Origin of the sequence: Pseudomonas fontis (genome assembly GCF_028656955.1) — a bacterium.
Taxonomy (GTDB): Bacteria; Pseudomonadota; Gammaproteobacteria; order Pseudomonadales; family Pseudomonadaceae; genus Aquipseudomonas; species Aquipseudomonas fontis.
Window position 1 is genome coordinate 82,227 of the sequence record NZ_JAMDGY010000011.1, and the last position, 24,324, is coordinate 106,550.

Genomic DNA, 24,324 nt, shown 5'->3' on the forward strand with positions numbered 1-24,324 from the left:
CAGGCAATTGGCTGTGCCAATGATCCCGGAGCTTCACCCCCGGCACAAACGGATATTTCTGCCGCTATTGATGAGCTTTACGAATGAATTACCGCCACCTCACTCCGTCCATGTCATTGCTGCTGGCCTTCGAGGCTGCCGCCCGACATGAAAGCTATACCCGCGCTGCGGCAGAGCTGTCTTTGACGCAAAGCGCCGTGAGCCGGCAGGTGCAGGCGCTGGAGCAGCAATTGGGGCTGACGCTGTTCCGCCGCGAGGGCCGCCAGGTGCAACTGACGGACGTCGGTCGGCTGTACCAGCGGGAGATGAGTGAAGCGCTCGGGCGCATTCGCAGTGCCACATTGCAGGCCATGGCCTACCAGTCCGGGGGCGGCACCCTGCACCTGGCGACCTTGCCGACCTTTGGTTCGAAATGGCTGTTGCCGCGGCTGCACGATTTCTACAAGGCCCACCCAGGCATGCTGGTGCACATCAACTCGCGCATCGAAGCCATCGACTTCGAAACCAGCGGCATCGACGCCTCCATCGGCGTGGCCAGCGGCGACCTGCCGGGGCTGGTCTGCCATCGGCTGCATGCCGAAGAACTGGTAGTGATCCTGGCACCGGAAGTGGCCGCCAGCTGCCTGGGATGGACGCCAGAACAGCTCGGCGAGCAGATGCTGCTCAACGTCGCCAACAACCCCACGGCCTGGGGTGAATGGTTCAGCCATCATCATTTGCCGCACAAGGCCATGCGCATTGGGCCGAGCTTCGAGCTGACCTCCCACCTGATCCAGGCAGTGCGCGCCGGCATCGGTATTGGCCTGGTGCCACGCATCCTGGTCGAGGAAGAGCTGGCCAGCGGCGAGCTGATCAGCCCCTGCGTGCCTTTTGCCAGCCAGCGCAGCTACTACCTGATCTACCCGCCGCGCAACGAGGCATTGCCGTCGTTGCGGGCGTTTCGCAGCTGGCTGCTGGCACAGATCTAGGCCGTCGGCTTACCAGCCCGAAGGCAACCAGCCCAGGGCGCTGCAGATCGCGTAGGCCATGCTGCACAGGTAGAGCACGACAACCATCGCCTGCAATGCCGGGTGCGCGATCCAGCCACACTGCCAGGCCGGCTCGATATCACCGTTCTTGCGCGCCGAGCGCAGCATCAGGATCGGCATGATCGAGAGAATCACGCCGCTGAACACGCCGGCGAAATACAGCGCGCTGACAAAGCCGACCATGCCGCTGTAAGCCAGCACAAACGGCGGCAGGCAGACGATGGCGAGCACCATCAGGCGATTTTTCGGGTTGCTCTCGGAGCCCAGCTTGGGGAACTTGTCGAAGATGTTGGTCAGGAAGCTGCCGCCCAGGCCCCAGTACGAGGTCATCATGGCGCACAAGGCGAAGGTGTTGGCGGTGTAGAACGCCCACTGGCCCAGCGCCTGGCCCCAGGCCAGGGTCGCCACTTCAGACTGGTTTTCCAGGCCGGTCAGCGAGATCACCGACAGCGGCACGATGGCCAGCAGGATGAAGGTGATCACCATGCCGGTAATCACCGCCACCGGCAGGCGCTTGGGTGCATGGCTGAAACCACGGGCCATTTCCGGTACCACATACTGGGCCGAGAAGCAGAACACCGCGATGTTGAACACCGGGATCATGTACACCCAGCTGCCTTCGAGGAGGTTGCCGAAGTTGGTGTTCTCGTGAATCAGCGTGGCAACCACCAGCACCACGGTCATCGAGACCATGCCGATGCTGATGAACTTCTCACCCTTGCCGATCGCTTTCAGGCCCAGGTACAGCACCAATGCGGCCGGGGCGAAGAACAGCAGGCTGCCCAGCGCGGGGCTGATGCCGAAGAATTCGCTGAGGATCTTGCCGCTGCCGCTCATGTAGGCGATCAGCGCGCCGATGCTGTTGACCGCTACCGAGAGGAAGATCGCCCAGGCGCCGAACGAGCCGACATAGCGCTGCGCCAGGCCACTCAGCTGGTGATGGCTGCGGGTACGCAGCGCGGTCTCGGAAACGTAGAGCATGGAAATGGTGGTGAACACACCGGCCACCGCCAGCCACAGCAGCAGCGGCATGTAGCCCGCCTTGCGACTGGCATAGGCCATGGACAGGACGCCGGCACCGATATTGGTGCCGACAATCATTGCAACGGCTTCGACGAACGTAAGCCGCTTGACCTCCAGACCTGACGATTGGTCATGTTCGGCCTGAACTGCGCCACCCACGGCGGCGTTGGGGGTTCCACTCATGATCACACTCACTGCGTATTTATATTTATTACCGGCTGCATCAAAGCGATGCGTCACAGCGCTGTCCTGGCGGGCGCGCTGTGCCATGGATTATTCGAGCGGCGGGCAAAATATCACACACAGCGTTTGAAATAACATTCAGAATTGTCTGAACGTAAAATGCGTAAATTCCTACGAATGTATTTACCTAGAGCGGTTGAGCTGTAAAGACAATGGGTCAAGCCCGACCAATGTCGGGTCTGACCGTGGGAAAATCCGTTCAGATTGTCAAACAGATCTTGCCGAAGTGCTGGTTGCTTTCCTGGTATTTGAACGCATCGACGATCTGCTCCAGCGCAAAGGATTTGTCGATCACCGGGCGCAAGCCATTCGCATCGATGGCGCGCACCATCGCCTGTTGCTGGGCGCGGCTACCGACCAGCACACCCTGCAGGCGGATCTGCCGCACCAGCGCCTGGACCAGCGGCAACTGGCCGGCAACACCGGTCAGAATGCCGATCAGCGAGATATGCCCACCAATGCGCGCGGCGATCATCGACTGCTCCAGGGTCGCCGGGCCGCCGACTTCGATCACATGATCAACACCCCGGTTACCGGTCAGCGCGCGGACCTTTTCACCCCAGGCCGGGGTGCTGCGGTAGTTGATCAGATGGTCGGCGCCGAGCGCCTTCAGGCGTTCGAGCTTGGCATCGCTGGACGAGGTGGCAATCACTGTTGCCCCGGCCAACTTGGCAAATTGCAGGGCGAAAATCGACACCCCGCCAGTACCCTGCACCAGCACGCTATCGCCCGGCTTGAGCGCATCATCAGCCATCAGCGCGCGCCAGACGGTAAGGCCGGCGGTAGTCAAGGTAGCCGCTTCGGCGTGGCTGTAACCCTTTGGTGCATGGGTGAACGAGGTGGCGCGTGCGGTGACGCGCTCACGCGCATAGCCATCGATGCCGTCACCCGGCACCGTGGCAAACCCTTCGACCAATGGCTCGCCGTCGATCCAGTCCGGGAAGAACGTGCTCACCACCGCATCGCCAATGGCAAACTCGCTGACACCCGCCCCTACGGCCACCACTTCACCCGCGCCGTCGGCCATCGGGATACGTGGCGCACTCGGCCCCCACATGCCGCTGACCACTGCGAAGTCGTGGTAGTTGAGCGAGTTGGCGTGCAGGCGCACGGTGATTTCACCGACGCCCGGCGCGGCCGCCTCGCAGGTGCCAAGCGTTACCTGGTCATATCCGCCGCCGGTGTTTACGTAGATGGCCTTGCTGGTCATTGGAACCTCCTGGTTAGAGCCGTTGGGGGAGCACAGTGCGTAGCAGTCTTTGCCCCACCCTGGCCCAGGTCAAGCGCCGGGCCTTGCACAATCCTCGCGCAAGCCACGATAATGCGACTAATTATCAATTACTGCATTGGTTGTGCCGCCATGTCTGCACCTGATCACGCCACCCTGCATGCCTTGTACAACGAACATAACGGCTGGTTGAAAAACTGGCTGCGCAGCCGCCTGGGCAATGCCAGCGATGCTGCCGACCTGGCCCAGGACACCTTCATGCGTGTGCTGACCTCGCGCAACGCCCAGCCGATCCGCGAGCCACGCAGTTACCTGGGAGCCATCGCCCATGCGTTGATGGTCGACAAGTTCCGCCGCAAGGCACTCGAGCAGGCGTATCTGAGCGAGCTGGCAAGCCGCCCCGAACGCGTTGCCGAGTCCCCGGAAACCCGCGTGCTGATCCTCGAAACCCTGGTGGCCATCGACACATTGCTCGATGGCCTGGGCGAGCGCACACGGCAGATCTTTCTCGCCGTGCAGCTCGAGGGCCTGAACTATGTGACGGTCGCGCAACGCCACGGCGTGTCGGTAACCACGGTGAAAAAACACCTGATCCGCGCCATGACCCACTGCCTGCTGCTGACGGACGACTGAATGGCCCAGCCCCTGGATTACCAGACCCTCGAAGCCGCTGCCAGTTGGTACGTCCAGCTCAATGCCGCGCCGCCCAGCGATGCGCAAATGCAGGCCTGGCAGCAGTGGCTGGAGCAGAACCCGGCGCACGTCCAGGCCTGGACGCGGGTCGAAAAACTGCAACAGCAATTCAGCCGTTTACCCAGCGATGTCGCCCTGCCGACGCTTGCCGGTGTGCGTGCCCGCCGCCGTGCCGTGCTCAAGACCCTCGCGGTGCTGCTCGCCGCCGGCTGCAGCACCTGGGCCGTACGGCAAAGCCCGGTCGGCCAGACGTTCATGGCCGACCTGCGCACGCGCACCGGTGAGCGGCGCGAGTTTCGCCTCAAGGATGGCAGCCAGCTGACCCTCAATACCGACACGGCCGTGGACGTCGACTTTGATGCCGACCTGCGCCTGCTGAAGCTGCACAACGGTGAGATCCGCGTGCAGACCGCCAGTGATCCGCGAGGCCGGCCCTTCATCGTGCAAACCGCTGAAGGGCGGATACGCGCGCTGGGCACCACCTTCTGCGTGCGCAGCGAGCAGGGCCGCAGCACCGTCAGTGTGCAGGCGCACGCCGTCGAGGTACGCCCCGCCGAGCAGCCGCTGCAAGCGTTGCGCCTGGAACAGGGGCAAAGCGTGCGTTTTGATCGCCAGCAGATCGAAGCAGCACTGCCAATGGCCCCCGGCAGCGATGCCTGGACCCAGGGCATGCTGACGGTGATCGAGTGGCGCCTGGGTGACTTCGTCAATGAACTGCGCCGCTATCGCCCAGGCGTACTGCGCTGCGCCGAGGGCATTGCCGACTTGCGCTTGTCCGGGGCGTTTCGGGTGGATGACAGCGACACCATCCTGGAGAACCTGGGGGCGTCACTGCCGGTACGGGTTCGCTACATGACGCGGTATTGGGTCAGCATCGAGCCGGCGTGAGTGTGTCGCCGCTGCCGCCAGGGCTCCCAAAGGCGGCAGGCAACCGCGAAAAATTATTCACACAGAAGGTTGCCGATTTCCATTCTCAATCGGCTACGCAGGTAACGCGACCACTTCGAGTCGCCTTTCTGCCAGCCATCGGAAGGAAACACCTGCATGCCCTCACCTCGCCCCCTGGTTCGCGCCGTTCACCTGGCATTGTTCGGCCTGACCCTGGCGCCCGCCGCACTCCTCGCGGCCCTGCCCGGCCAGGCCATGGCGCAAAGCGCCAGCCTGAACTTCCAGATTGCTCCAGGGCCGTTGGGGACTGCACTGAGCCTGTTCGCCACCCGCGCCAACATCACCCTGTCGTTCGACGCCCGGCAAACCCAGGGCCAGCAGTCCAATGGGCTGCAAGGCAATTTCTCGGTGGACGACGGCCTCGCGCGCCTGCTGGCAGGCAGCGGCCTGCAAGCCCAGCGTCAGTCCAATGGCGGCTATGTGCTGGTGCCCTCCAGCAACGGCGCGGCGCTGGAGTTGGGGGCAACCAGCATCAACAGCCAACTGCTGGGCGAGTCCAGCGAGCACACCGGGTCGTACACCACCGCAGCCACCCGCACCGCCACCAAGCTGCCGTTGTCGATCCGTGAAACCCCACAAACGGTTACCGTGATCACCCGCCAGCAGATGGACGACAAAGGCGCCCAGAGCATCGCCGACGTCCTGCGCACGACGCCCGGTGTCTCGGCACAGTCCTACGACAGCGACCGCACCGAGTTCTCGACCCGCGGCATGGCGATCACCAACTACCAGTACGATGGCGTCAACACCGTCTACAGCGACGTGTACGACGAAGGCACCACCCACGTCGACATGGCCACCTACGACCGCGTCGAAGTGCTCAAGGGCGCCACGGGCCTGATGACCGGCTCCGGCGAGCCTTCGGCCACGGTCAACCTGATCCGCAAGAAACCCACCGCCACCTTCCAGGCCTCGCTGACCGGTAGCGCCGGCTACTGGGACAACTACCGTGGCGAAGGCGACATCTCCGGCCCACTGAACAACGAGGGCACCTTGCGCGGGCGCTTCGTCGGTGCAAAACAGGATCGCGGCTCCTACCAGGATCACTATCAACTGAGCAAAGAGGTCTACTACGGCATCCTCGAAGCCGACCTCAGCCCCGACACCCTGCTCAGCGTGGGCATCGACCAGCAGACCACCACCCCGCGTGGCAGTACCTGGACCGGCAACCCGGTGTATTTCAGCGACGGCGGGCGCACCGACTTCTCGCGCTCGTTCAACCCCGGCGCCGACTGGAGCCGGCGTGACTTCCAGAGCCGCACTTATTTCGCCACCCTCGAACAGGCCCTGGCCAACGACTGGAAGCTCAAGCTCAGCGTCAACCAGATGGTCACCGACCACGACACTCGCCTGGCCTCCGCCAGCGGCGGCAATCCGGACCGCGCCACGGGTGAAGGGATGTTCTTCTACTGGGGCCGCTGGGAAGGTCATCGGGTGCAGAACACCGCCGACATCAACCTGTCCGGCCCCTTCACCCTGCTGGGTCGCGAGCACGATCTGGTCGCCGGTTTCATGACCTCGAATTCACGCCAGACCGGCGCAACCTGGGACACCGGCCAATCCGGCCTGGTACCGGGCAATATCTTTGACTGGAAGGGCCATATCGGCGTGCCGGACTTCCCGAAGAACGGCAAGTATGAAGAGACCAAGCGCCAGAACGGCGCTTACCTGGCCACCCGTCTGCGCCCCACCGATGATCTGTCGGTCATTCTCGGCACCCGCGTCAGCACGTTCAAATACGACAGCGACTACGACTACGACGGGAAGAACATCAACTTCCAGGACAGCCAGACCGGCTACAAGGAACACGGCGTGGTCACCCCTTACGCCGGCGTGGTCTATGACCTGGACGAGACCTACTCGGTGTACGCCAGCTACACCAAGATCTACCAGCCGCAGGTGTACAAGGACAGCAATGGCGCCACGCTCGCCCCGGTGGAAGGCGACAGCTACGAAACCGGCCTGAAGGCGGCGTACCTGGATGGCCGGCTGAATGCGAGCCTGGCGCTGTTCCGTATGGACCAGGAAAACCTGGCCGAATCGATCGGCACCAACCCGAACACCAACGAAGGCATCTACCGGGCCATCAGCGGCGCAACCACCCAAGGCCTGGAGCTGGAAGTTGCCGGTGAGTTGCAGGACGGCTGGAACCTCTCGGCGGGCTACACCTACGCCCGTACCCGCGACGCCGATGAGCAGCGCATTTTCGGCTATCCGATGACCACCACCAAGCCTGAGCATCTGGTGCGGGTCTTCACCACCTATCGCCTGCCGGGCGTCTTGGACAAGGTGACTGTCGGTGGCGGTGTGAACTGGCAAGGTGCGTTCTACGGCAACATCTACAGCCCAACGCTGAACGACAACACGCGGATCAAGCAAGGCGGCTACACCCTGGTCGACCTGATGACCCGCTATGAATACGACGAGCATTTGAGCTTCACGCTCAACGCCAACAACGTGTTCGACAAGCGCTACCTCACCGGCCTGGGCAACTTCAACACCACCTACAACGGTGAGCCACGCAACCTGATGCTGACCACCCGCTGGAACTTCTAAACCGCACCCATGAAAAAGCCCCCGACAGCCTGGCTGCCGGGGGCTTTTTTTAGCACATCAGAACGCCCAGCGTGCCTTGATCGCAGCCCCCTGGTTGAGGAAGTCGCTACGCGATTCGGCGTCGTAGCGCAGGCTCAACTCGGTGCCGTTATCCAGGGTATGGCTGACGCCCAGCCCGACACGGCCCAGCCATGGGCTCGGGTCCAGGCCACGGGTGGTGAACGCCGCATCCGGCGAGCCGGCGTAGGTCGAGGTGATCGCCGTGGTCTCGTTGATCATGTCGTAGCCGACCCCCAGGCTGGCACTGAGCACGGTGTTGTGGCCCAGGTCATAGTTGAAGCGGCCTTCCGTACCCAGCAGCAACGCTTCGGCATCGCGGCTATCAACCTTGAGGTTCAGCGCCCCGGCGGCCTTCTCGCGATAGGCCTCGTCGCCGATCCAGGTGTAGTCCAGGCGCACCGACGGCACGAACTCCAGTTGCTCGCTCAACCGCAGCGTGTGCGCCAGGCCAACACCGGCATGCGCGCTGGTGCTGTGGTAATCCGCCTTGGCGGTGGCCTCGGCGAACGGCATATGGCGCTTGCCTTCGTTATTGTGCCGGCCGACATCCAGCTGCAGGTTCAACTCGGTGTGTTCGGCCAGGGCGTAGCTGCCATAGCCGATCAGCTGGAAGGTATCGATCTTCATGCTCTGGCGCGCAACGGACGAATCGCTGTCGATGTCGCTACGGGCATAGGCAAAGGCCAGGCCCAGGCGGGCATTTTCCGAGACCGCCGCATCCGCACCCAGCGCCAGGCCCTGGGTGTTGGCATCGAAGCCGCTGACACCACTGCGCGCCTGCTGGTCGGCCCAGGAGCCGAACGGTTTGATCCAAACGTTCTCCTCGCCCGGCGTCACCTCGCCTGAAGACATTCCGCGCAGGCTGTCCTGACGCGCCTGCACCACCCGATTGACGCCCGAGAGGGTGTTGCTGGTGGCCATCTGCGAACCACCCACCAAGAGCGGCAAGCTCTGGGTCACGGCGTCAGACACCTGCTGCTCTGTGCTCAGGCCGACAAAGTGACTGGCCAACTCGCCGGTCGGGTTGCTGGCAAAGGTTGCATCCAGCACGCGGGCAGCCGGTGCCGCGGGATGGTTGGCCAGGCCCAGCACTACTGACTCGGCCGACACCGCAGGTTTGCTCGGTTTTTCCGGCTCGACAGGCTTGATTGGCTCGACGGGTTTCTCCGGTTCTACCGGCTTGACCGGCTCGACAGGCCTCTCTGGCTCTACCGGCTTGACTGGCTCGACAGGCTTCTGCGGTTCCACTGGCTTGACCGGATCAACGGGCTTCTCCGGCTCTACCGGCTTGACCACGGCGGAAGCCAGCGTCAGGTCGATGGCATTGCCGTTCTTGATCGCAGCGAAGTTGAACAGCAGCGAGTTGTCAGTTACCCGGAAGGTGCCATCGCTGACCAGCTCACGGGCGGACACGACATTGTTCAAGGCAGCCACACTGAACTTGAACTGCGGATCCTCCACATCAACCGTTATCGCCGAACCGCTGGCGAACGTGGCAATGCCATCCACTTCAAGCCTGCCGAACTGCTGATTGTCCCGCACCAGCACATTCAACACACCATCGGCACTTTGCCGGTAGTTGCCATGGATGACGCCCTGCTCACCCGGCACGATCCTCAACGTGCCGTTGTTGAGAAAGCCCTGCTCGCCCACCGTGATCCCTGACGAGAGGTTGCCGGAAGCAGACGCCCCTGTCCTCAGCTCCATCATGGCGCCTTTGGCGAGGGTCATACCCTGGACCGCGATGGCGTTGTTGTTGCTGAAACGGCTATCACTGGCCAGGGTCAGCTGGCTGTTCTGTGCATCGACATCACCCATCAACTGCCCCACCCCGTGCACGGTGACGTCAGCGACACTGCCCTCGACAAACTGCAGCGCATACTTGCCGCCCATCACGCGGCCATGAATATCGATGCCCCCGGCCACGACGCTGCGCTTGAGCAGGATGCCGACGTTCGGCCCTTCAATGCTGCCAAAATTGCTCAATTGGCCAATGCGACTGTCACTGACCTCGATACCGTTGCTGGTCCGCCCGGCAATCGTGCCGGCGTTGCTCAGCGTGCCGTCGATCACGCTGTCCTCCATGTCGATGCCGTCGTCTTCACCCATCAGCACAGCGTCCTCTTTGTTGAGTACGTCGCCCTTGATCCGGCTACCCTGATCGCTGGAGAAAATGCCCAGGCCATCGTCGCCGCCCACGATCTGGCCGCTGTTGACAAAGGTACCCTCAAGGGTTGCATCGGTCAGTTCGATGCCATCGCCTTGCAGGTTGTTTTGCGTGTCGTACAGCACGCTGCCCCGGTTGATGAGGTCACCCTTGATGACGGACTGCTCCAGGTCGATGCCCTGCGCGCCACTGATGATCGATCCCACGTTGAACAGGGTGCCGCCAATCGTGCTCCGGTACACGCGAATCCCACCGCTCGCGCCATTTATGTTGCCCGCGTTGATCAGATCGCCGCCGACCTTGCTGCTGTCCGCCAGGTTCAGTGCCGCCCAGGAACTGTCCGCGTTGCTCGCGACCATCTGGGCACCGTCGGTATTGACGAGATTCTGCTCAATGCTCACACCACGCAGTGCCAGCGCATCCGCCTCACCCAGCAGTGAACCGTTGTTGACCAGGCTGCCGCTGACCTGCGAGTCGGAGAGAATCACGCCAAAACCATTGGTAGTGCTGATGGTGCCGTCGTTGGTGAACTCACTGAAGTGGGCATTGCTCGCATCCATGCCGAAACGGCCACCATGGATCAGCGCGTTGCTCCGGTTGATGAACCCGATCAGCGCAGGCTGCAACGCATCATTGACCCTGATCACGATGCCCGACCCCTGCATGGAAAAGATCTGGCCAGCATTGACGATCCGCCCGCCCTTGGCGTCGAGGATGTAAACGCTCGTGTCCTGGGACTCAAGGTTCCCGGTCTCGGTGACTTCCAGGCTTTCTGCAGCGCTCAGCTCGCAGACATCATGGGTAGGCGCGCCTGAACTGATGACGTTGTTGAGCGCCGTGCAGCGGTCGGCCGCAAACAGCGGAGCACAGGCCATTGCCAGCCCCAGGCCGGCCAGGATGGCGCGCGTACGGCCGGTGCGTTTGCCGCCCGCCTTGGCGTGTTCATCAGCCACCACAAAGGCCTGGCGGCCAGCAGACCAGACCAGACGATAAGATGCGTTCATCGCGCGTTGCTCCCTAGAATTCGATGACTGTCGAGGGCGCGCAAATTAACCGTGGTGGCATCGGGCAGAATCGAGCAAATCTGAGCGATTCCCGAGGGCGTCGCTGGGTGTTCAGAGCACGATGCGCGCCGGCGAGTAGAAACAGTACCCGGCATTGCGCAGGGTCTTGACCGGCAGCACCTGGCCGCTGGCTTCTTCGATATTGCGGCGCAGGCGGCGCATCTGCGTGTCGAGCCGGCGCTGGTCGTAGTCCAGGTAGCTTTCACCGAGCGCTTCGACGATCTGCTGCCGGCTGACCACCTTCCCGGCCTGCGCCATCAGCGTGTTGAGCACCAGCAGGTCTTGCTGCGACAGGCGCACCGCCTCACCGCCAGGCACCAGCAAGCGACGTGGCCGCCAGTCCAGGCGCCACAACTCGTCGTGCCCGTCGAATTGCAAGCGGCGCTCCAGTGCACAAAGCACGGCAGCCAGTTCATCGAGGTCGCAGCCTTTACTCAGGTAGTAATCCGCTCCGCCACCCAGCCCGGCAATTCGCTCGCGCGTGGTGCCGCGTGCGGTCAGCACGACAATGCCTAGCCGATGGCCGCTCTCGCGCATGCGCCGGATCAAGTCCAGGCCATCGCCATCGGGCAGGTTCAGGTCGATCACCGCCAGGCCATGACGCTGCGCATCGAACACTTGGGCGAACTGCGCCAGGTCGGCGGCGACCTCGGTTCGATAGCCGCACTCCTCCAGGAACTCGAACAGTTCCTGGGCCAGCACGGGTTCGTCTTCAAGCAGAATCAGGTCGGTCATGCGCGCCAGTCTACCCAATCACCCGCCCGGTTTACCTGAGCATTTCTCAGCATCTGCAACGGGCTGCAGGTGCGCTGAAAAAGTCATGCTAATGTGCCGCCCCATGAACCTGTCCTCTGCCCTGCTGGCCTTCGTCCTGCTGTGTTTTACCTGCCTTGGCGTGCAGGCCGGCGAGCTGCGCCTGGATGATCGCCTGACCCCACTGAACGCTGCCGGCAGCCTGCAACGCCTGGACGACCCGGATGGCCTGCTGACACCTGAACAAGCCGCGCATGCCCAGGGCTGGCGCCCGTTGCCCGCAGGCCTGAGCGCCGGCTTCAGCCACAGCACGATCTGGCTGAAAGTGCCGGTGACCTACGTCGGCAACGCGCCAGACCCGTGGATACTGCGCCTGAGCAATGCCCTGCTCGACGACGTGCGCCTGTACCTGCCCACGGGCCCGGGCAGTTGGCGCGAGTCGCGGGCGGGGGAAAACCTGCCGCGCGCGCTCTGGCAAGTACGCTACCGCACCGCCGCCTTCCCGTTGAAGTTCGAGCAGACCGGGCAACAGGACATCCTCCTGCGCCTGCAAAGCAAGAATGCCCTGTCGGTGGGGGTCGAGCTCTCGCCGCAGGCAATCTTCGCCGACAACACCCGCCGCGAATTTCTCGGCTACGGCCTGTACTTCGGCTTCTACCTGTTGCTGATCATTTTCCATACGGCGTTCTGGCGCATCACCAAGGTGCCGGAAAGCGGCTGGTACCTGCTTTATGTGATGTCCTGCGTGTGGATCGAGGGCCTGACCATCGGCCTGCCGCAGCAACTGCTCGGCTTGTCCGTCGGCGTCAGCGACCCGCTGCTGGGTGTCGGCATCGCCCTGAGCCTGCCGATCGGGGTGACCTTCGCCGGGCGCCAGCTGAAACTGCAAGCGCTGTTCCCGCGCAGTTTCCGCAGCCTTCAGGGCCTCACCTGGTTGATCGGCATCAGCGGTGCGATCGTCACCCTGGCCGGTCACTACGGCGCTGCCGCACAGATGGTGCAAGGCACGATCCTGTTGCTGATCCCGATATTCGTCAGCCTGGCCGTGTGGCTGTACTGGCGCGGCCATGCACCAGCGCGTTTCTACCTGTTGGCGTTTGGCGTGTTTTATGCGGGCGTGGTGATCAGCTTCCTGCGCAACCTGGGGTACGTGCCGATCACCTTCTGGACCGACCATGCCTCGGCCATCGGCACCCTGCTGCACATGGCCCTGATGAGCCTGCACATCATCAACCATTACCAGCAGCTCAAGAGCGCTGCGGAACGCACCCAGGCCGAAGCTGCGGAACTGGCCCTGCGCCAGAACGAGCGCCTGGAGGCCGAAGTGCAGCGTCGCACGCAGGAGCTGCGCGAAGAGATCGACCAACGCCAGCGCCTCGAAGTGGAACTGCGCGAGGCCCTGACCCAGCAGCTCAGCCTGCAGGCCCAGCAACGCGACTTCGTCGCCATGGTGTCCCATGAGTTCCGCACACCGCTGGCGGTGATCAGCACCTCGGCGCAGCAACTGGCGCGCAACCTCGACGCCCCGCTGGAAAAGAACCAGCGACGCTGCGTAAACATTCGCGAAGCGGTCGGGCGCCTGCTGGCGCTGGTCGATGACTACCTGGATCACGACCGCATGGCCGAGACGCGGCCCGAGTTGCAACTGAGCGCGTGCAACTTGCCGGCGTTGTTGCGCAGTGTGGAATGCGAGTTTGACCCAGGCCGCGTGCAGGTCGAGTGCACCCTGGCCGAGGCGCACTGGCAGTGCGATCAGGGCCTGTTGCGGGTGGCCGTGCGCAACCTGCTGGCCAACGCCGACCGGCATGCCCCGGCGCACCAGCCCATCGCCGTGCGGGTGGGCCTGGATGCACGCGACTGCCTGTGGCTGGAGGTCAGCAACCCGGGCGAGCCGATCCCCGAGGACGAACAGAATCGGCTGTTCCAGAAGTACTACCGTGGGCGCCAGGCCCTGGTGAGCCCCGGCGCGGGCCTGGGGCTCTACCTGGTCAAGCGCATCGCGCAGATGCACGGCGGCGACGTCGCCCTGCTCAGTGCCGGTGGTGCGCAGCCAGTGCTGTTCCGCTTATGGCTCAGCCCAGCATCCGCTGCAACGCCGCACAATCACGTGCATGCCAGTCCGTCAGCTGCGGCCATGGATTGGCCGGCAGGTTGACCAGCACCGTGCGGGCGCCAGCGGCACGCCCGCAGTCCAGGTCGAAACGGTAGTCGCCGACCATCACCATCTGCTGCGGGGCAACCTGCCAGGCCTGGGCCAGTTTCAGCAAACCATCGGGGCTGGGCTTGGGCAACGCCTCGTCACGCCCAATGATCGTCTCGACCGGGAAGCAGTCCGCCAGGCCGATGGCCTCCAGCGTCACGTGCGCAAGCTCGCGCGCATTGCGCGTAAGGATGCCCAGGGCAACCCCGCGACCGTGCAGCTCGCGCACCAGCTCGACCGCGCCGGTGGCCGGCTGCGAGGCAATCGCCAGGTCGCGTTCATGCTCCAGCAGCCAGGCATGCTTGGCCGCCGCTTCCTCGGCGGGCAGCGCTGCCAGGTGGGTGAGGATGTCGTCCTCGGGCGGAATCCCGAGCACCTCGCGGATGGCCGCGAAGTCGTGCACGGCCACCGTCAGGGTGCCGTCCATGTCGAACACCCAATGGCGAATCTGCGCGAGGCTCATGACCAGTCCTTGCGATGACGGATCAGGCCTTCCTGAGTCGACGATGCCACCAGTTGCCCGGCCCGGTTGAAGATATTGCCGCGCGAGAAGCCACGGGCATTGCCTGCCCAAGGGCTGTCCATGGCATACAGCAGCCAGTCATCGGCGCGCAGGTTGCCGTGGAACCACAGCGAATGGTCGAGGCTGGCGACCTGCATATCCTTCTGCCACACCGACTTGCCATGCGGCAGCAGCGAGGTGGTCAGCAAACCGAAGTCCGAGGCATAGGCGAGCATGTACTTGTGCAGGGCCTGCGAGTCCGGCAGCGTGCCGTCGGCGCGGAACCACACGTATTTGACCGGCTCATCCGGCTTGGGGTTGAACGGGTCTTGCGCCGTCACCGGGCGGATCTCAATGGGCTTGGCGCACAGCATCTTGTCGCGAATCGACTCGGGCAGGCGGTCGGCCATCAGCTTGGCCAGCTCCACTTCCGAGGGCAGGTTTTCCGGCCCGACCACAGCCGGCATCGGCTCCTGGTGCGAGAAACCTTCCTCGTCATACTGGAACGATGCACTGCACGTGAAGATCGGGTTGCCCTTCTGGATCGCAGTGACCCGGCGGGTACTGAAACTGCCGCCATCACGCACACGGTCCACCGAGTACACCACCGGCATGGACGCATCGCCCGGGCGCAGGAAGTAGCCGTGCAATGAATGCACATGGCGCGCCTCCTCTACTGTCTGGCTGGCGGCCGACAGTGATTGGCCCAGCACCTGACCGCCATACAGCTGGCGAAAGCCCAGGTCCTGGCTACGGCCGCGGAACAGGTTTTCTTCAATCGCTTCCAGACTCAGCAGGTCGACCAGATCGTCCAACACGTGGCTCATTCGAGATTCTCCAAAGCAAGGCTCAGGGCGCAAATGATACAGGGTTTGTCATTGCCGGCCGTTATGTTCGCTGATTCAGCCGCGCAGGGTGGCCTGCCACTGGGCACGGTTGATCCGGTACAACACATGCGGGCGCAAGGGGTGGCCGGGGTCGAGCTTGGGGTGTTCGAAGTCGCCGCCAGGGTCGGCCTGCATGCCGATCGACTGCATGACCTTCTGCGACGGCTGGTTGGCCCGGGTGGTAAACGACACCACCTGGTCCAGGCCCAACTGGGCAAAGGCGCAGCGCAGGCTGGTCCAGGCCGCCTCGCTGGCAAAGCCCAGGCCCCAGTGACGCCGGGCCAGGCGCCAGCCGATCTCCACGGCGGGCGCGAAATCGGCGTCGAAGCTTACGTTGAGCAGCCCGGTCATGCCGATGAAGGCCCCGGTGTCCTTGCGTTCAAGGGCCCACAGGCCGAACCCGTACTCATTGAAATGACCACGGACACGGCCGATCAGCGCGGCACTTTCCAGGCGCGTCAGGGGCGCCGGGAAATAACGCATCACTTGCGGGTCGGCGCACAGCGCGGCGAACTCGTTGAGGTCGTCGTCCTGCCACTGGCGCAGCAGCAGCCGCGCGCTCTCCAGTTCGAGAATGGGGGTCATTGCCTGCTCCGGGTATCTACTGCCCTGCAGTTTATAGCGTAGGCAGGCAATGAGGCGATGCCAGGTCCTAGAAGCGGAAATTGGCAGTCAGTTCAGCCGAACGGCCTGGAGCGACCGTGGCGAACAGGCCGACATGGGAGGCATCGTAGATGGTCTCGTCGGTCAGGTTGAGCACGTTGACCTGCAGGTCGAGGTTCTTGTTGACCTTGTAGTTGACCATCGCGTCGTAGCGCCAGTAGCTGTCGAGGGTGACGGTGTTGGCGTCGTTCATGTAGCGCTCGTCCATGTAGTTGGCCCCGGCACCGACGGTCCAGCGCGCGTCGATATCGTACGAGGTCCACAGGCTGAGGCTGTTCGGTGCGATGAACTTGGACTGGTTGCCGTCGTTGTCGCCGTTGCCACCGGACTTGAGCACTTCAGCGTCCAGGTAGGTGTAGCCGGCCCACAGCGCCCAAGCATCGGTAATCCGCCCCGAAGCGCCGAGCTCAAGCCCGGTTACCCGCTGATCACCGTCCATTACCACCAGGCCGGTCAGTGGATCATTGACCCGCGCATTGGTTTTCTCGGTACGGAACACCGCCGCCGTCAGCGACAACTGCTCGTTGAACACGTCCCACTTGGTGCCCAGCTCGATGCTGCGGGATTTTTCCGGGTCGAGGTTGGCCTTGTTGCCATTGAGGTTGCCCGCGCCAGCACCGTCGGCGCCGCCCGACTGGGTGTTCTCGCCGGATGGGTTGGACGAGGTGCCGTAGGACAGGTAGATCGCACCGTTGGGCAGCGGCTTGAAGACGATGCCGACCTGGTAGTTCCACAATTCGCTGTTGGACTCGGCACCACCGGCGACGCGGTTCTTCACGTCGTAATCGTCATAGCGCAGGCCCAGGTTGAGGTCCCACTGTTCGTGCAGGCCCAGGGTATCGAAGGCATACAGCGACTTCACATCGGTCTGGTACTTGCCGGTGACCTGGTTGGTGCCCGGGGTGAGGGTCCAGCCGCCGTCATGCGGGTTGGGGTTGTACAGGTCACCCGGGCGGCCGTTGTTGCCGGCGTGCTTGTCCTTGTCGGTGATGGTTTCCCGGCTGACTTCCAGGCCTGCCGCGTAGGTGTGCTTGATGCCACCGGTAGCAAAGGTGCCGAACAGGTCGGTCTGGTTGATCAGCGAGGTGTTGACCACGTTGCGCGGGCGGAAGCCGCGCGGCACCAGGCCATTCTGCTCCTGGGCAACGTTGGCGAACACCGGACGGCTCATCACGTAGTTCTGCATGGTCCGGCCGCCACGCAAGGTGTTGCGCAGGCTGAAGGCGTCGTTGAACTCGTGCTGGACGATCAACGTGGCGATATCGGCGGAGGTCTTGCGGAAATCGCGATCGACCAAACCGTAGAAGTTGTCGCGATCGACCTTGACCGGCTTGTTGGTGATCAGCGAGATCGGGTGACCCTGGTCTGGAATGTCATCGGACTCCAGGTGGTAGTAGCTGGCCGTGACCTGGGTTGGCCCGCTCAGGCCCCAGGTCACGGTCGGGGCGATACCCCAGCGGCTGACTTCAACGTGGTCGCGGCCTGGGGTGTCCGCTTCGTGCTTCATGGCGTTCAAGCGCAGGGCCAGGTCCTGCTCGGGCAGGTACTGGTTGATATCCAGCGTCTCGCGGCGCAGTTGGTCGGTGCCCAGTGTCAGGCTGCCGGCGATGAAGTCCTCGGCCTTGGCGGACTTGCTGACCTGGTTGATAGTGCCCCCGGTCGAGCCGCGGCCGCTGTAGGCCGAGCTTGGCCCCTTGAGGATTTCCACGGTCTCGACGTTGAACGTTTCGTGGGAAGAACGCCCCAGGTCACGCAGGCCATCGATCTGGATATCGGTGCTGGCCTCAAAGCCACGAATGAACGGTCGATCGCCCAACGGCGTGCCGCCCTCACCCGCGCCCAGGGTAATACCCGGCGTGGTGCGCAATACATCGGCCAGCGAGGTGGCACCGCGTTCCTTGATCAACGCTTCATTGATGATGGTGACCGACTTGGGTGTTTCGCGCAGGGGCGCGGTGAACTTTGGCGACGCCATCGCGTCAACTTTGAACGTTTCCGCAGGCTTGCCAGGAACATGCTGTTTCCCGGTGATATCAAGCGCATCCAGTTCTACGGAAGCGGCCTTTTCAGTAGGTGCCGCTGGCGTGGTGTCGGCAAGGCTGCTGCTCGACCAGGACGCCACCGCCAGCCCCAGGGCCGTGCAGAGCTGGCCGGATTCGGAAAGACGCAAGGATTTGTGTGTGGATTTCATTGTTAAGTGCCATCACCGAGAAAGTGAGGACGGATACTATTTGCGAGTTATTCTCAACCGAAGTGCATTTACATTATTTACGCCGGGTAACATATTATTTCTACATACTTAGTTACCAAGTACCGATTAAAACAGTCATTGAATAAGTAACAAGTTGTAATTCAATTGTTTGCAACGTTCGCGCTAGTCGCCTGAAGCCCGCGTCCTTGCTGTGTTCAATCTATTTTTCACATCCCCTTCACTCGCTCCCGACAGACACTCTCCTAGAGTGCGGCCATTCCCGTGCGGCCAACTGCCCACGCACCCGTTGATGGCCTTTGGAGCAACCGATGCACCCCGCGATCGTTGATCAGACCTTCCTTCCCCAACCCGAGCGACGATCCCGACGTCGCGTGCGAATCCTGTTGGCGAGCCTGGGTGCCGTGCTGGCACTGGCTGCTACCACCGTGTGGATAACCAGAGGTACACCGATCGTGAACCTGGTCAGCGATAGTCAGATGCGCAGCAGTGGTGTCTATGCCGATTGGGCCAAGGGCGAAATCATCGTCCTGGTCCGCCATGCCGAACGTTGCGACCGCTCCAACAATCCGTGCCTGGACGACCCTGCCGGCATCACCGTTGCCGGCAGCGAGGCCGCCGCGCAGGTCGGCAACGGCCTTCAGCAACTGGGCATGGACAACGCGCAGGTGCTCAGCAGTGGCACCGTGCGTACCCAGCAAACCGCGCACTTCATGTTCGGCAAGCTGGCCACCAGCGAAGCCTGGGTCGAACAGTGCACCAAGCGTTTTGCCGCAGAGACCCTGGCGCACAAGACGCCCGACCGCAACCTCGTGCTGGTGACCCACAGCGGCTGTATCGATCAGCTTGAGCGCCAGCTCGGCGTGCCGGGCGGTGAGCGTTCCAGCGGCTACGCCGAAGCGGTGTTTGTCTCGGTCGGCAGCAATGGCAAGCCGCGCATCCTGGGCAAGATGAACGCCCCGCAATGGCGCAAACTGCTGGCGACGGTGGCGCAATGACCCGGGCCCTTCATTCGCGCAAGGCGTTCTACCTGCGTCACCTCGGCGTACCGCTGCTGCTCGCGGCGGTGGTGTTCCTGATGTTCGACCTGACCAATCTCGACCGCTGGCTGAGCAACCTGCTGCTCGACCCGGCCACCGGCCAGTTCCCGCTGCTGCACAATCAGCTGTTCGAGAAACTGACGCACAAGTGGCCGCGCATCCTGCCGAACTGGACGGGCGAGTTGGCAATTATCGGCGCCGTGCTGTCATTCCTTTGGCCGCGTTTTGCCGCCTACCCGCGCAGTGCGCCAACCCGTTGGCTGGAACGTACCCCAGTGGCCCGCGTGTTGCGCTTCACCACCCGCTATCGCCGGGACTTCTTCTATGTGGTGGTGGCCTTTGCCTTGAGCACCACGGTGATTCACTACCTGAAGAGCCACACCAGCGTGTACTGCCCGGTGGAAACCACGCTGTACGGCGGCGAACAACTGCAACGGGAATGGTTCGAGAACTTCACCTGGTTCAGCGAAGCCGGCAAGGGCCGCTGCTGGCCGGGCGGGCATGCGTCCAGCGGTTTCACCCTGTTGGCGCTGTACTTCGTCGCCCTGCGCCATCGCTGGGCGCATGCCCGCAGCCTGCTGATCGCGATCCTGCTGGTGGGCCTGGTGTATGGCACTACTCGGGTACTGCAAGGCTGGCACTATATGTCGCACACCTTCTGGGCGGGGATCTTCGTCTGGTTGAGCAGCCTGTTGCCGGCGTTGTTCTTCTACGGTCGCACCGCGCTGGACGCATCGCCCCTAGCGCCACGCCAGCAACACCACACCCAGGGTAATCAGGCTGATGCCACCCCACTGGCGCAGATCAAGTCGCTCACCCAGTAGGGTGACTCCGAGCACCGCGACCAGCACCACGCTCAACTTGTCCACAGGCGCCACCTGGGATGCCTGGCCCAGTTGCAGGGCCCGGAAGTAACAAATCCACGAGGCGCCGGTGGCCAGCCCCGACAGCAGCAGAAACACATAGCTGCGCGCAGAGATCGAGCCCAGTGCCTGGTATTGGCCGGTGGCGAAGAGAATCAGCGCCAGGCTGATCAGCACCACCACCGTGCGCAGCAGGGTGGCGAAGTCGGAATTGATCCCGGTCACCCCGACCTTGGCGAAAATGGCCGTGAGCGCGGCAAACACCGCCGAGAGGATTGCCCAGAATGTCCATGAAGCGAGCATGCCTGCGAGCCCCTGCGTGGAGTGTGTTCGCGCCAGTGTAGATCGACTGGCGCCGAACGGGGCAGGACTGGCAAGATCACCTCCATGCACCTGCCCCTGATCTACCACGACGACTACAGCCCGGACTTCCCGCCCGAGCATCGCTTCCCGATGGACAAGTTTCGCTTGCTGCGCGATCACCTGATCGACAGCGGCCTGACCACCGAGGAGGCCTTGCTGCGTCCGCAAATCTGCCCCGACGATATCCTCGCGCTGGCCCACGACCGCGACTACATCGCGCGTTTTCGCAACGGCGAGTTGGCCCATGCCGACCAGCGCCGGCTCGGCCTGCCTTGGAGCGAGGCGCTGGCCCGGCGCACCGTGCGGGCCGTGGGCGGCTCGTTGCTGGCGGCCGAGCAGGCCTTGCAGCATGGCATCGCCTGCCATCTGGGCGGCGGCACCCATCACGCCCATTTCGATCACCCGGCCGGTTTCTGCATCTTCAACGACCTGGCGGTGATCAGCCGTTATCTGCTGGAAGCCGGACGCGTGCAGCGGGTGCTGATCTTCGACTGCGACGTGCACCAGGGCGACGGCACCGCACGCATCCTGCACGACACCCCCGAAGCCATTACCGTGTCGCTGCACTGCGAGCAGAATTTCCCCGCGCGCAAGGCGCAGAGCGACTGGGACATCCCGCTGCCACGCGGCATGGGTGATGCGGCCTACCTGCAGGTGGTCGAGGATGCCCTGAACTACCTGCTGCCGCTGTACCAGCCCGACCTGGTGTTGTATGACGCCGGCGTCGACGTGCACAAGGATGACGCCCTGGGCTACCTGCAACTGACGGATGAAGGCGTTGCCGCACGCGATGAGTGCGTGCTGCGCCAGTGCCTGGGGCGGGACATTCCGGTGGTCGGGCTGATCGGCGGCGGCTACAGCAAGGATCGCCAAGCGCTCGCCCGGCGCCATGGCATCCTTCATCACAGCGCACAACGGGTACTGAATTACCCACAATGACTGTGGAACCGGCTGTGGATAACCTCTGTGAAAGCCACTCAAACCCTTGCAGCGCTTGGCCCGCAGCGACCTGTACGTTTTTTGTACAGTGCCGCTGAAGGCCTGCCTCGGGTAGAATGCCGGCTCATTTATCCCCAGCTTGCAGCCACCATGACCGATACCCCCTCTGTTGACCGCCCCCACGTTGCCATTATCGGAGGTGGGCCAGCCGGCCTGATGGCCGCTGAAGTGCTCAGCCAGGCGGGTGTGGCGGTGGACCTGTACGACGCCATGCCGTCGGTGGGGCGCAAGTTCCTGCTGGCCGGTGTTGGCGGCATGAACATCACCCATTCCGAGCCTTACCCGGCCTTTATCTCGCGCTATGCCGAGCGGGCCACTGAAGTGGCGGCGCTGCTCGAAGGCTTTGATGCCGACACCTTGCGCCAGTGGATTCACGGGCTGGGCATCGAGACTTTTGTCGGCACCTCCGGCCGGGTCTTCCCCCGCGACATGAAGGCCGCACCGCTGCTGCGCGCCTGGCTCAAGCGCCTGCGCGATGCCGGGGTAGTTATCCACACCCGTCATCGCTGGCTCGGCTGGAATGCCGACGGCAGCGTGCGAATCGGTTATCCACAGGGCGAATTGGCGGTAAACGCTGATGCTGTAGTGCTCGCACTGGGCGGTGGCAGTTGGGCGCGGCTGGGCTCTGATGGCGCCTGGTTGCCGTGGCTGGAGACCCGGGGTGTGGATATCTCGCCGTTGCAGCCGGCCAACAGCGGTTTTGAAGTGGCCGCATGGAGCGACCTGCTCACGAGCAAGTTTGCCGGCGCCCCGCTGAAGAACATCGCCTTGAGCCTGCCCGGCCAGGCGCCGCGCCTGGGTGAATGCGTGCTGACCGCAGGCGGTGTGGAAGGCAGCCTGGTGTACGCCTGGTCGGCGCAGATTCGCGAAACGATCAACCGGGATGGGCAGGCCACCCTGCTGCTCGACCTGTTGCCCAGCAAGCCTGTGGACAAGATTGCCGCCGCGCTGGCCAAGCCACGGGGCTCACGCTCGATGGCCAAGCACCTGCAGGGGCAGTTGGGGATTGATGGGGTGAAGGCAGCATTGCTGCGTGAGCTGACTGGCCCTGAGGTGTTTGCCGATCCGCAGCGCTTGGCGGCGGCGATCAAGGCGTTGCCGATGCTGCTGGTGCGGGCACGGCCATTGGATGAAGCGATCAGCAGTGCCGGGGGCGTGCGCTTTGATTCGATGGATGAGCGTTTGATGCTCAGTCAAGTGCCGGGGGTGTTCTGTGCCGGGGAGATGCTCGACTGGGAAGCGCCGACGGGGGGCTACTTGCTGACGGCGTGCTTTGCCAGCGGGCGCAAGGCGGGGTTGGGTGTACTGGAGTGGCTGGGTACTACAACCAGGTAGTTGACCCAGCACTGTGGGAGCCAGGCTTGCCGGCGATAAGGCCCTCGCTGGCAGCGAAGGGCTGTGACCGCCAAGCGGTCAATCGCCGGCAAAGCCGGCTCCCACAGGGTTTGCAGCGCTGCGTTGAGCTTACGGCTTACGCTTGCGCGGCCCGGTGTTGAACGTCGGCACCTTGCGCACCGGCTTGGCCTGTGGCGCCACCGCCGGGGTATCCCCGCTGTCCATCCAGCGCCCCAGCTTGCCTTTGGCGCCACTCTCTTTCGGCTTCTTCGGTTTCTTCGGCTTCTTCAGCACCTGGCCCGTGGCATCGGTCAGCGGCACCCGGTGCTCAGGCACGAAGTCCGGCTCTTCATGACGCGGCAAGGTCTTGCGGGTCAGTGTCTCGATCGCCGACAGCAGCTGCACCTCATCGGCACACACCAGCGAAATCGCCTCCCCGGTAGCGCCCGCCCGGCCCGTACGGCCGATCCGGTGAATGTAATCCTCGGCCACGATCGGCAGATCGAAGTTGACCACCAACGGCAGGTCATCGATATCCAGGCCGCGCGCGGCCACATCGGTGGCCACCAGAATCTGGATTTCACGGGCCTTGAAGCTGTCCAGCGCGCGCTGACGCGTCGCCTGCGGCTTGTCGCCATGAATACCGTCGCAGTTCACCCCCTGGCCACGCAGACGCTCGACCAGTTGATCAACACCGTTACGGGTCTTGGCGAACACCAGCACCTGCTTCCAGCGTTGCTTGCGCAGCAAATGGCTGAACAGCTCCGGCTTGCGCTTCTTATCCACAGGCACCACCCACTGCTTCACCGAACTGGCGGCGACGTTGCGCGGGCTGACTTCGACGCTCAGCGGATCGTTGAGCATCTGCCCGGCCATCAGGCGGATCTCGTCGGAGAAGGTCGCGGAGAACAGCAGGGTCTGGCGGCGGGCCGGCAACGCGGCGTAGATAGAGCGCAGTTCATCGGCAAAGCCCAGGTCGAGCATGCGGTCGGCTTCGTCCAGCACCAGGGTCTGCAACTGCGAGAACTTCACGGCGTTCTGGCGGAACAGGTCGAGCAGGCGACCTGGGGTGGCCACCAGCAGGTCGATGCCCTTGCGCAGCTTCATCATCTGCGGGTTGATGCTGACCCCGCCATAGACGGCATAGGTGCGCAGCGGCAGGTGTTCGGCGTATTCGCTGATATTGGCGTGAACTTGCTCGGCCAGCTCGCGGGTTGGCACCAGCACCAGGGCACGTACCGAGTTGCTGGTGACCTTCTCCCCTTCCATGGTCAGGCGCTGCAGCAATGGCAAGGCGAAGCCTGCGGTCTTGCCGGTGCCGGTCTGGGCCGCGGCCATCAGGTCGCGACCGGCCAGCACGGCAGGAATCGCCTCGGCCTGGACCGGTGTCGGGGTGGTGTAGTTGAGGTGCTCGAGCGCGCGCAGCAAGGGTTCAATCAGGCCAAGTTTGGCGAATGTCATGACGGTACCATCAAGGGAAATCAGCAATGGCGCCAGTTT

General features: G+C 63.4%; 19 protein-coding genes. 9 read left to right on the forward strand and 10 right to left on the reverse strand.

Translation table 11 applies throughout. The features are described 5' to 3' along the window. Positions 1 to 83 precede the first annotated feature (83 nt). Positions 84 to 968, forward strand: coding sequence for a LysR substrate-binding domain-containing protein (locus M5G11_RS03415; RefSeq protein ID WP_273909622.1), 885 nt, complete (start codon positions 84 to 86; stop codon positions 966 to 968). A 9-nt stretch (positions 969 to 977) separates the two neighbouring features. Here the strand turns inward: M5G11_RS03415 and M5G11_RS03420 are convergent, their stop codons facing one another. Both M5G11_RS03420 and M5G11_RS03425 read right to left on the reverse strand, forming a co-directional pair. Further along, positions 978 to 2,234, reverse strand: a complete 1,257-nt coding sequence (locus M5G11_RS03420; RefSeq protein WP_273909621.1) for an aromatic amino acid transport family protein — start codon at positions 2,232 to 2,234, stop codon at positions 978 to 980. Between the two features lie 259 nt (positions 2,235 to 2,493). Then, positions 2,494 to 3,504, reverse strand: coding sequence for a zinc-dependent alcohol dehydrogenase family protein (locus tag M5G11_RS03425; RefSeq protein WP_273909620.1), 1,011 nt, complete (start codon positions 3,502 to 3,504; stop codon positions 2,494 to 2,496). 150 nt (positions 3,505 to 3,654) lie between these two features. Between M5G11_RS03425 and M5G11_RS03430 the strand changes: the two genes are divergently transcribed. The 3 genes from M5G11_RS03430 (at position 3,655) to M5G11_RS03440 (ending at position 7,719) form a co-directional block, all read left to right on the forward strand. Next, positions 3,655 to 4,155 carry a sigma-70 family RNA polymerase sigma factor gene (locus M5G11_RS03430; RefSeq protein WP_273909619.1) on the forward strand — a complete coding sequence of 167 codons (501 nt, stop codon included), beginning with the start codon at positions 3,655 to 3,657 and terminating at the stop codon, positions 4,153 to 4,155. Next, positions 4,156 to 5,103, forward strand: a complete 948-nt coding sequence (locus tag M5G11_RS03435) for a FecR domain-containing protein (RefSeq protein ID WP_273909618.1) — start codon at positions 4,156 to 4,158, stop codon at positions 5,101 to 5,103. It begins immediately after the preceding gene. Positions 5,104 to 5,259: 156 nt separating this feature from the next. Beyond that, the gene (locus tag M5G11_RS03440; protein ID WP_273909617.1) at positions 5,260 to 7,719 is read left to right on the forward strand and encodes a TonB-dependent siderophore receptor; all 2,460 of its coding nucleotides are present in this window, start codon (positions 5,260 to 5,262) and stop codon (positions 7,717 to 7,719) included. Between the two features lie 57 nt (positions 7,720 to 7,776). Here the strand turns inward: M5G11_RS03440 and M5G11_RS03445 are convergent, their stop codons facing one another. Further along, positions 7,777 to 10,950, reverse strand: a complete 3,174-nt coding sequence (locus tag M5G11_RS03445; RefSeq protein WP_273909616.1) for an autotransporter domain-containing protein — start codon at positions 10,948 to 10,950, stop codon at positions 7,777 to 7,779. 111 nt (positions 10,951 to 11,061) lie between these two features. Then, positions 11,062 to 11,745, reverse strand: coding sequence for a response regulator transcription factor (locus M5G11_RS03450; protein WP_273909615.1), 684 nt, complete (start codon positions 11,743 to 11,745; stop codon positions 11,062 to 11,064). A gap of 103 nt (positions 11,746 to 11,848) precedes the next feature. On the opposite strand from M5G11_RS03450, the gene M5G11_RS03455 reads away from it, so the two are divergent. Next, on the forward strand, positions 11,849 to 13,918 hold the full coding sequence (locus M5G11_RS03455; RefSeq protein WP_273909614.1) for a sensor histidine kinase: 2,070 nt from the start codon (positions 11,849 to 11,851) through the stop codon (positions 13,916 to 13,918). Here M5G11_RS03455 and M5G11_RS03460 read toward each other — a convergent pair. The 4 genes from M5G11_RS03460 to M5G11_RS03475 form a co-directional block, all read right to left on the reverse strand. Next, a complete protein-coding gene (locus M5G11_RS03460) occupies positions 13,836 to 14,426 on the reverse strand; it encodes an HAD family hydrolase (RefSeq protein ID WP_273909613.1) in 591 nt (196 codons plus the stop codon). The genes M5G11_RS03455 and M5G11_RS03460 overlap by 83 nt on opposite strands. Then, on the reverse strand, positions 14,423 to 15,292 hold the full coding sequence (gene tesB / locus M5G11_RS03465) for an acyl-CoA thioesterase II (protein ID WP_273909612.1): 870 nt from the start codon (positions 15,290 to 15,292) through the stop codon (positions 14,423 to 14,425). The genes M5G11_RS03460 and tesB overlap by 4 nt, the downstream gene beginning before the upstream one ends. A 75-nt stretch (positions 15,293 to 15,367) precedes the next feature. Further along, positions 15,368 to 15,937, reverse strand: coding sequence for a GNAT family N-acetyltransferase (locus M5G11_RS03470; protein WP_273909611.1), 570 nt, complete (start codon positions 15,935 to 15,937; stop codon positions 15,368 to 15,370). 67 nt (positions 15,938 to 16,004) lie between these two features. Next, positions 16,005 to 18,206: a TonB-dependent receptor gene (locus M5G11_RS03475; RefSeq protein ID WP_273909610.1), complete on the reverse strand. Its 2,202-nt coding sequence runs from the start codon at positions 18,204 to 18,206 to the stop codon at positions 16,005 to 16,007. 341 nt (positions 18,207 to 18,547) lie between these two features. On the opposite strand from M5G11_RS03475, the gene pmrG reads away from it, so the two are divergent. Beyond that, positions 18,548 to 19,222 (forward strand): lipopolysaccharide core heptose(II)-phosphate phosphatase PmrG, encoded by a 675-nt coding sequence (gene pmrG / locus M5G11_RS03480; protein ID WP_420793791.1) that lies wholly within the window; start codon positions 18,548 to 18,550, stop codon positions 19,220 to 19,222. Beyond that, positions 19,219 to 20,088 carry a phosphatase PAP2 family protein gene (locus M5G11_RS03485; protein WP_273909608.1) on the forward strand — a complete coding sequence of 290 codons (870 nt, stop codon included), beginning with the start codon at positions 19,219 to 19,221 and terminating at the stop codon, positions 20,086 to 20,088. The genes pmrG and M5G11_RS03485 overlap by 4 nt, the downstream gene beginning before the upstream one ends. Here M5G11_RS03485 and M5G11_RS03490 read toward each other — a convergent pair. Next, the gene (locus M5G11_RS03490) at positions 20,005 to 20,430 is read right to left on the reverse strand and encodes an EamA family transporter (RefSeq protein ID WP_273909607.1); all 426 of its coding nucleotides are present in this window, start codon (positions 20,428 to 20,430) and stop codon (positions 20,005 to 20,007) included. The genes M5G11_RS03485 and M5G11_RS03490 overlap by 84 nt on opposite strands. A gap of 84 nt (positions 20,431 to 20,514) precedes the next feature. Between M5G11_RS03490 and M5G11_RS03495 the strand changes: the two genes are divergently transcribed. Both M5G11_RS03495 and M5G11_RS03500 read left to right on the forward strand, forming a co-directional pair. Next, positions 20,515 to 21,429 carry a histone deacetylase family protein gene (locus tag M5G11_RS03495; RefSeq protein ID WP_273909606.1) on the forward strand — a complete coding sequence of 305 codons (915 nt, stop codon included), beginning with the start codon at positions 20,515 to 20,517 and terminating at the stop codon, positions 21,427 to 21,429. Between the two features lie 150 nt (positions 21,430 to 21,579). After that, complete coding sequence (locus M5G11_RS03500) at positions 21,580 to 22,824, forward strand: TIGR03862 family flavoprotein (protein ID WP_273909605.1); 1,245 nt, start codon at positions 21,580 to 21,582, stop codon at positions 22,822 to 22,824. Between the two features lie 129 nt (positions 22,825 to 22,953). Here the strand turns inward: M5G11_RS03500 and M5G11_RS03505 are convergent, their stop codons facing one another. Continuing rightward, positions 22,954 to 24,285: an RNA helicase RhlE1 gene (locus M5G11_RS03505; protein WP_273909604.1), complete on the reverse strand. Its 1,332-nt coding sequence runs from the start codon at positions 24,283 to 24,285 to the stop codon at positions 22,954 to 22,956. Positions 24,286 to 24,324: the final 39 nt, after the last annotated feature.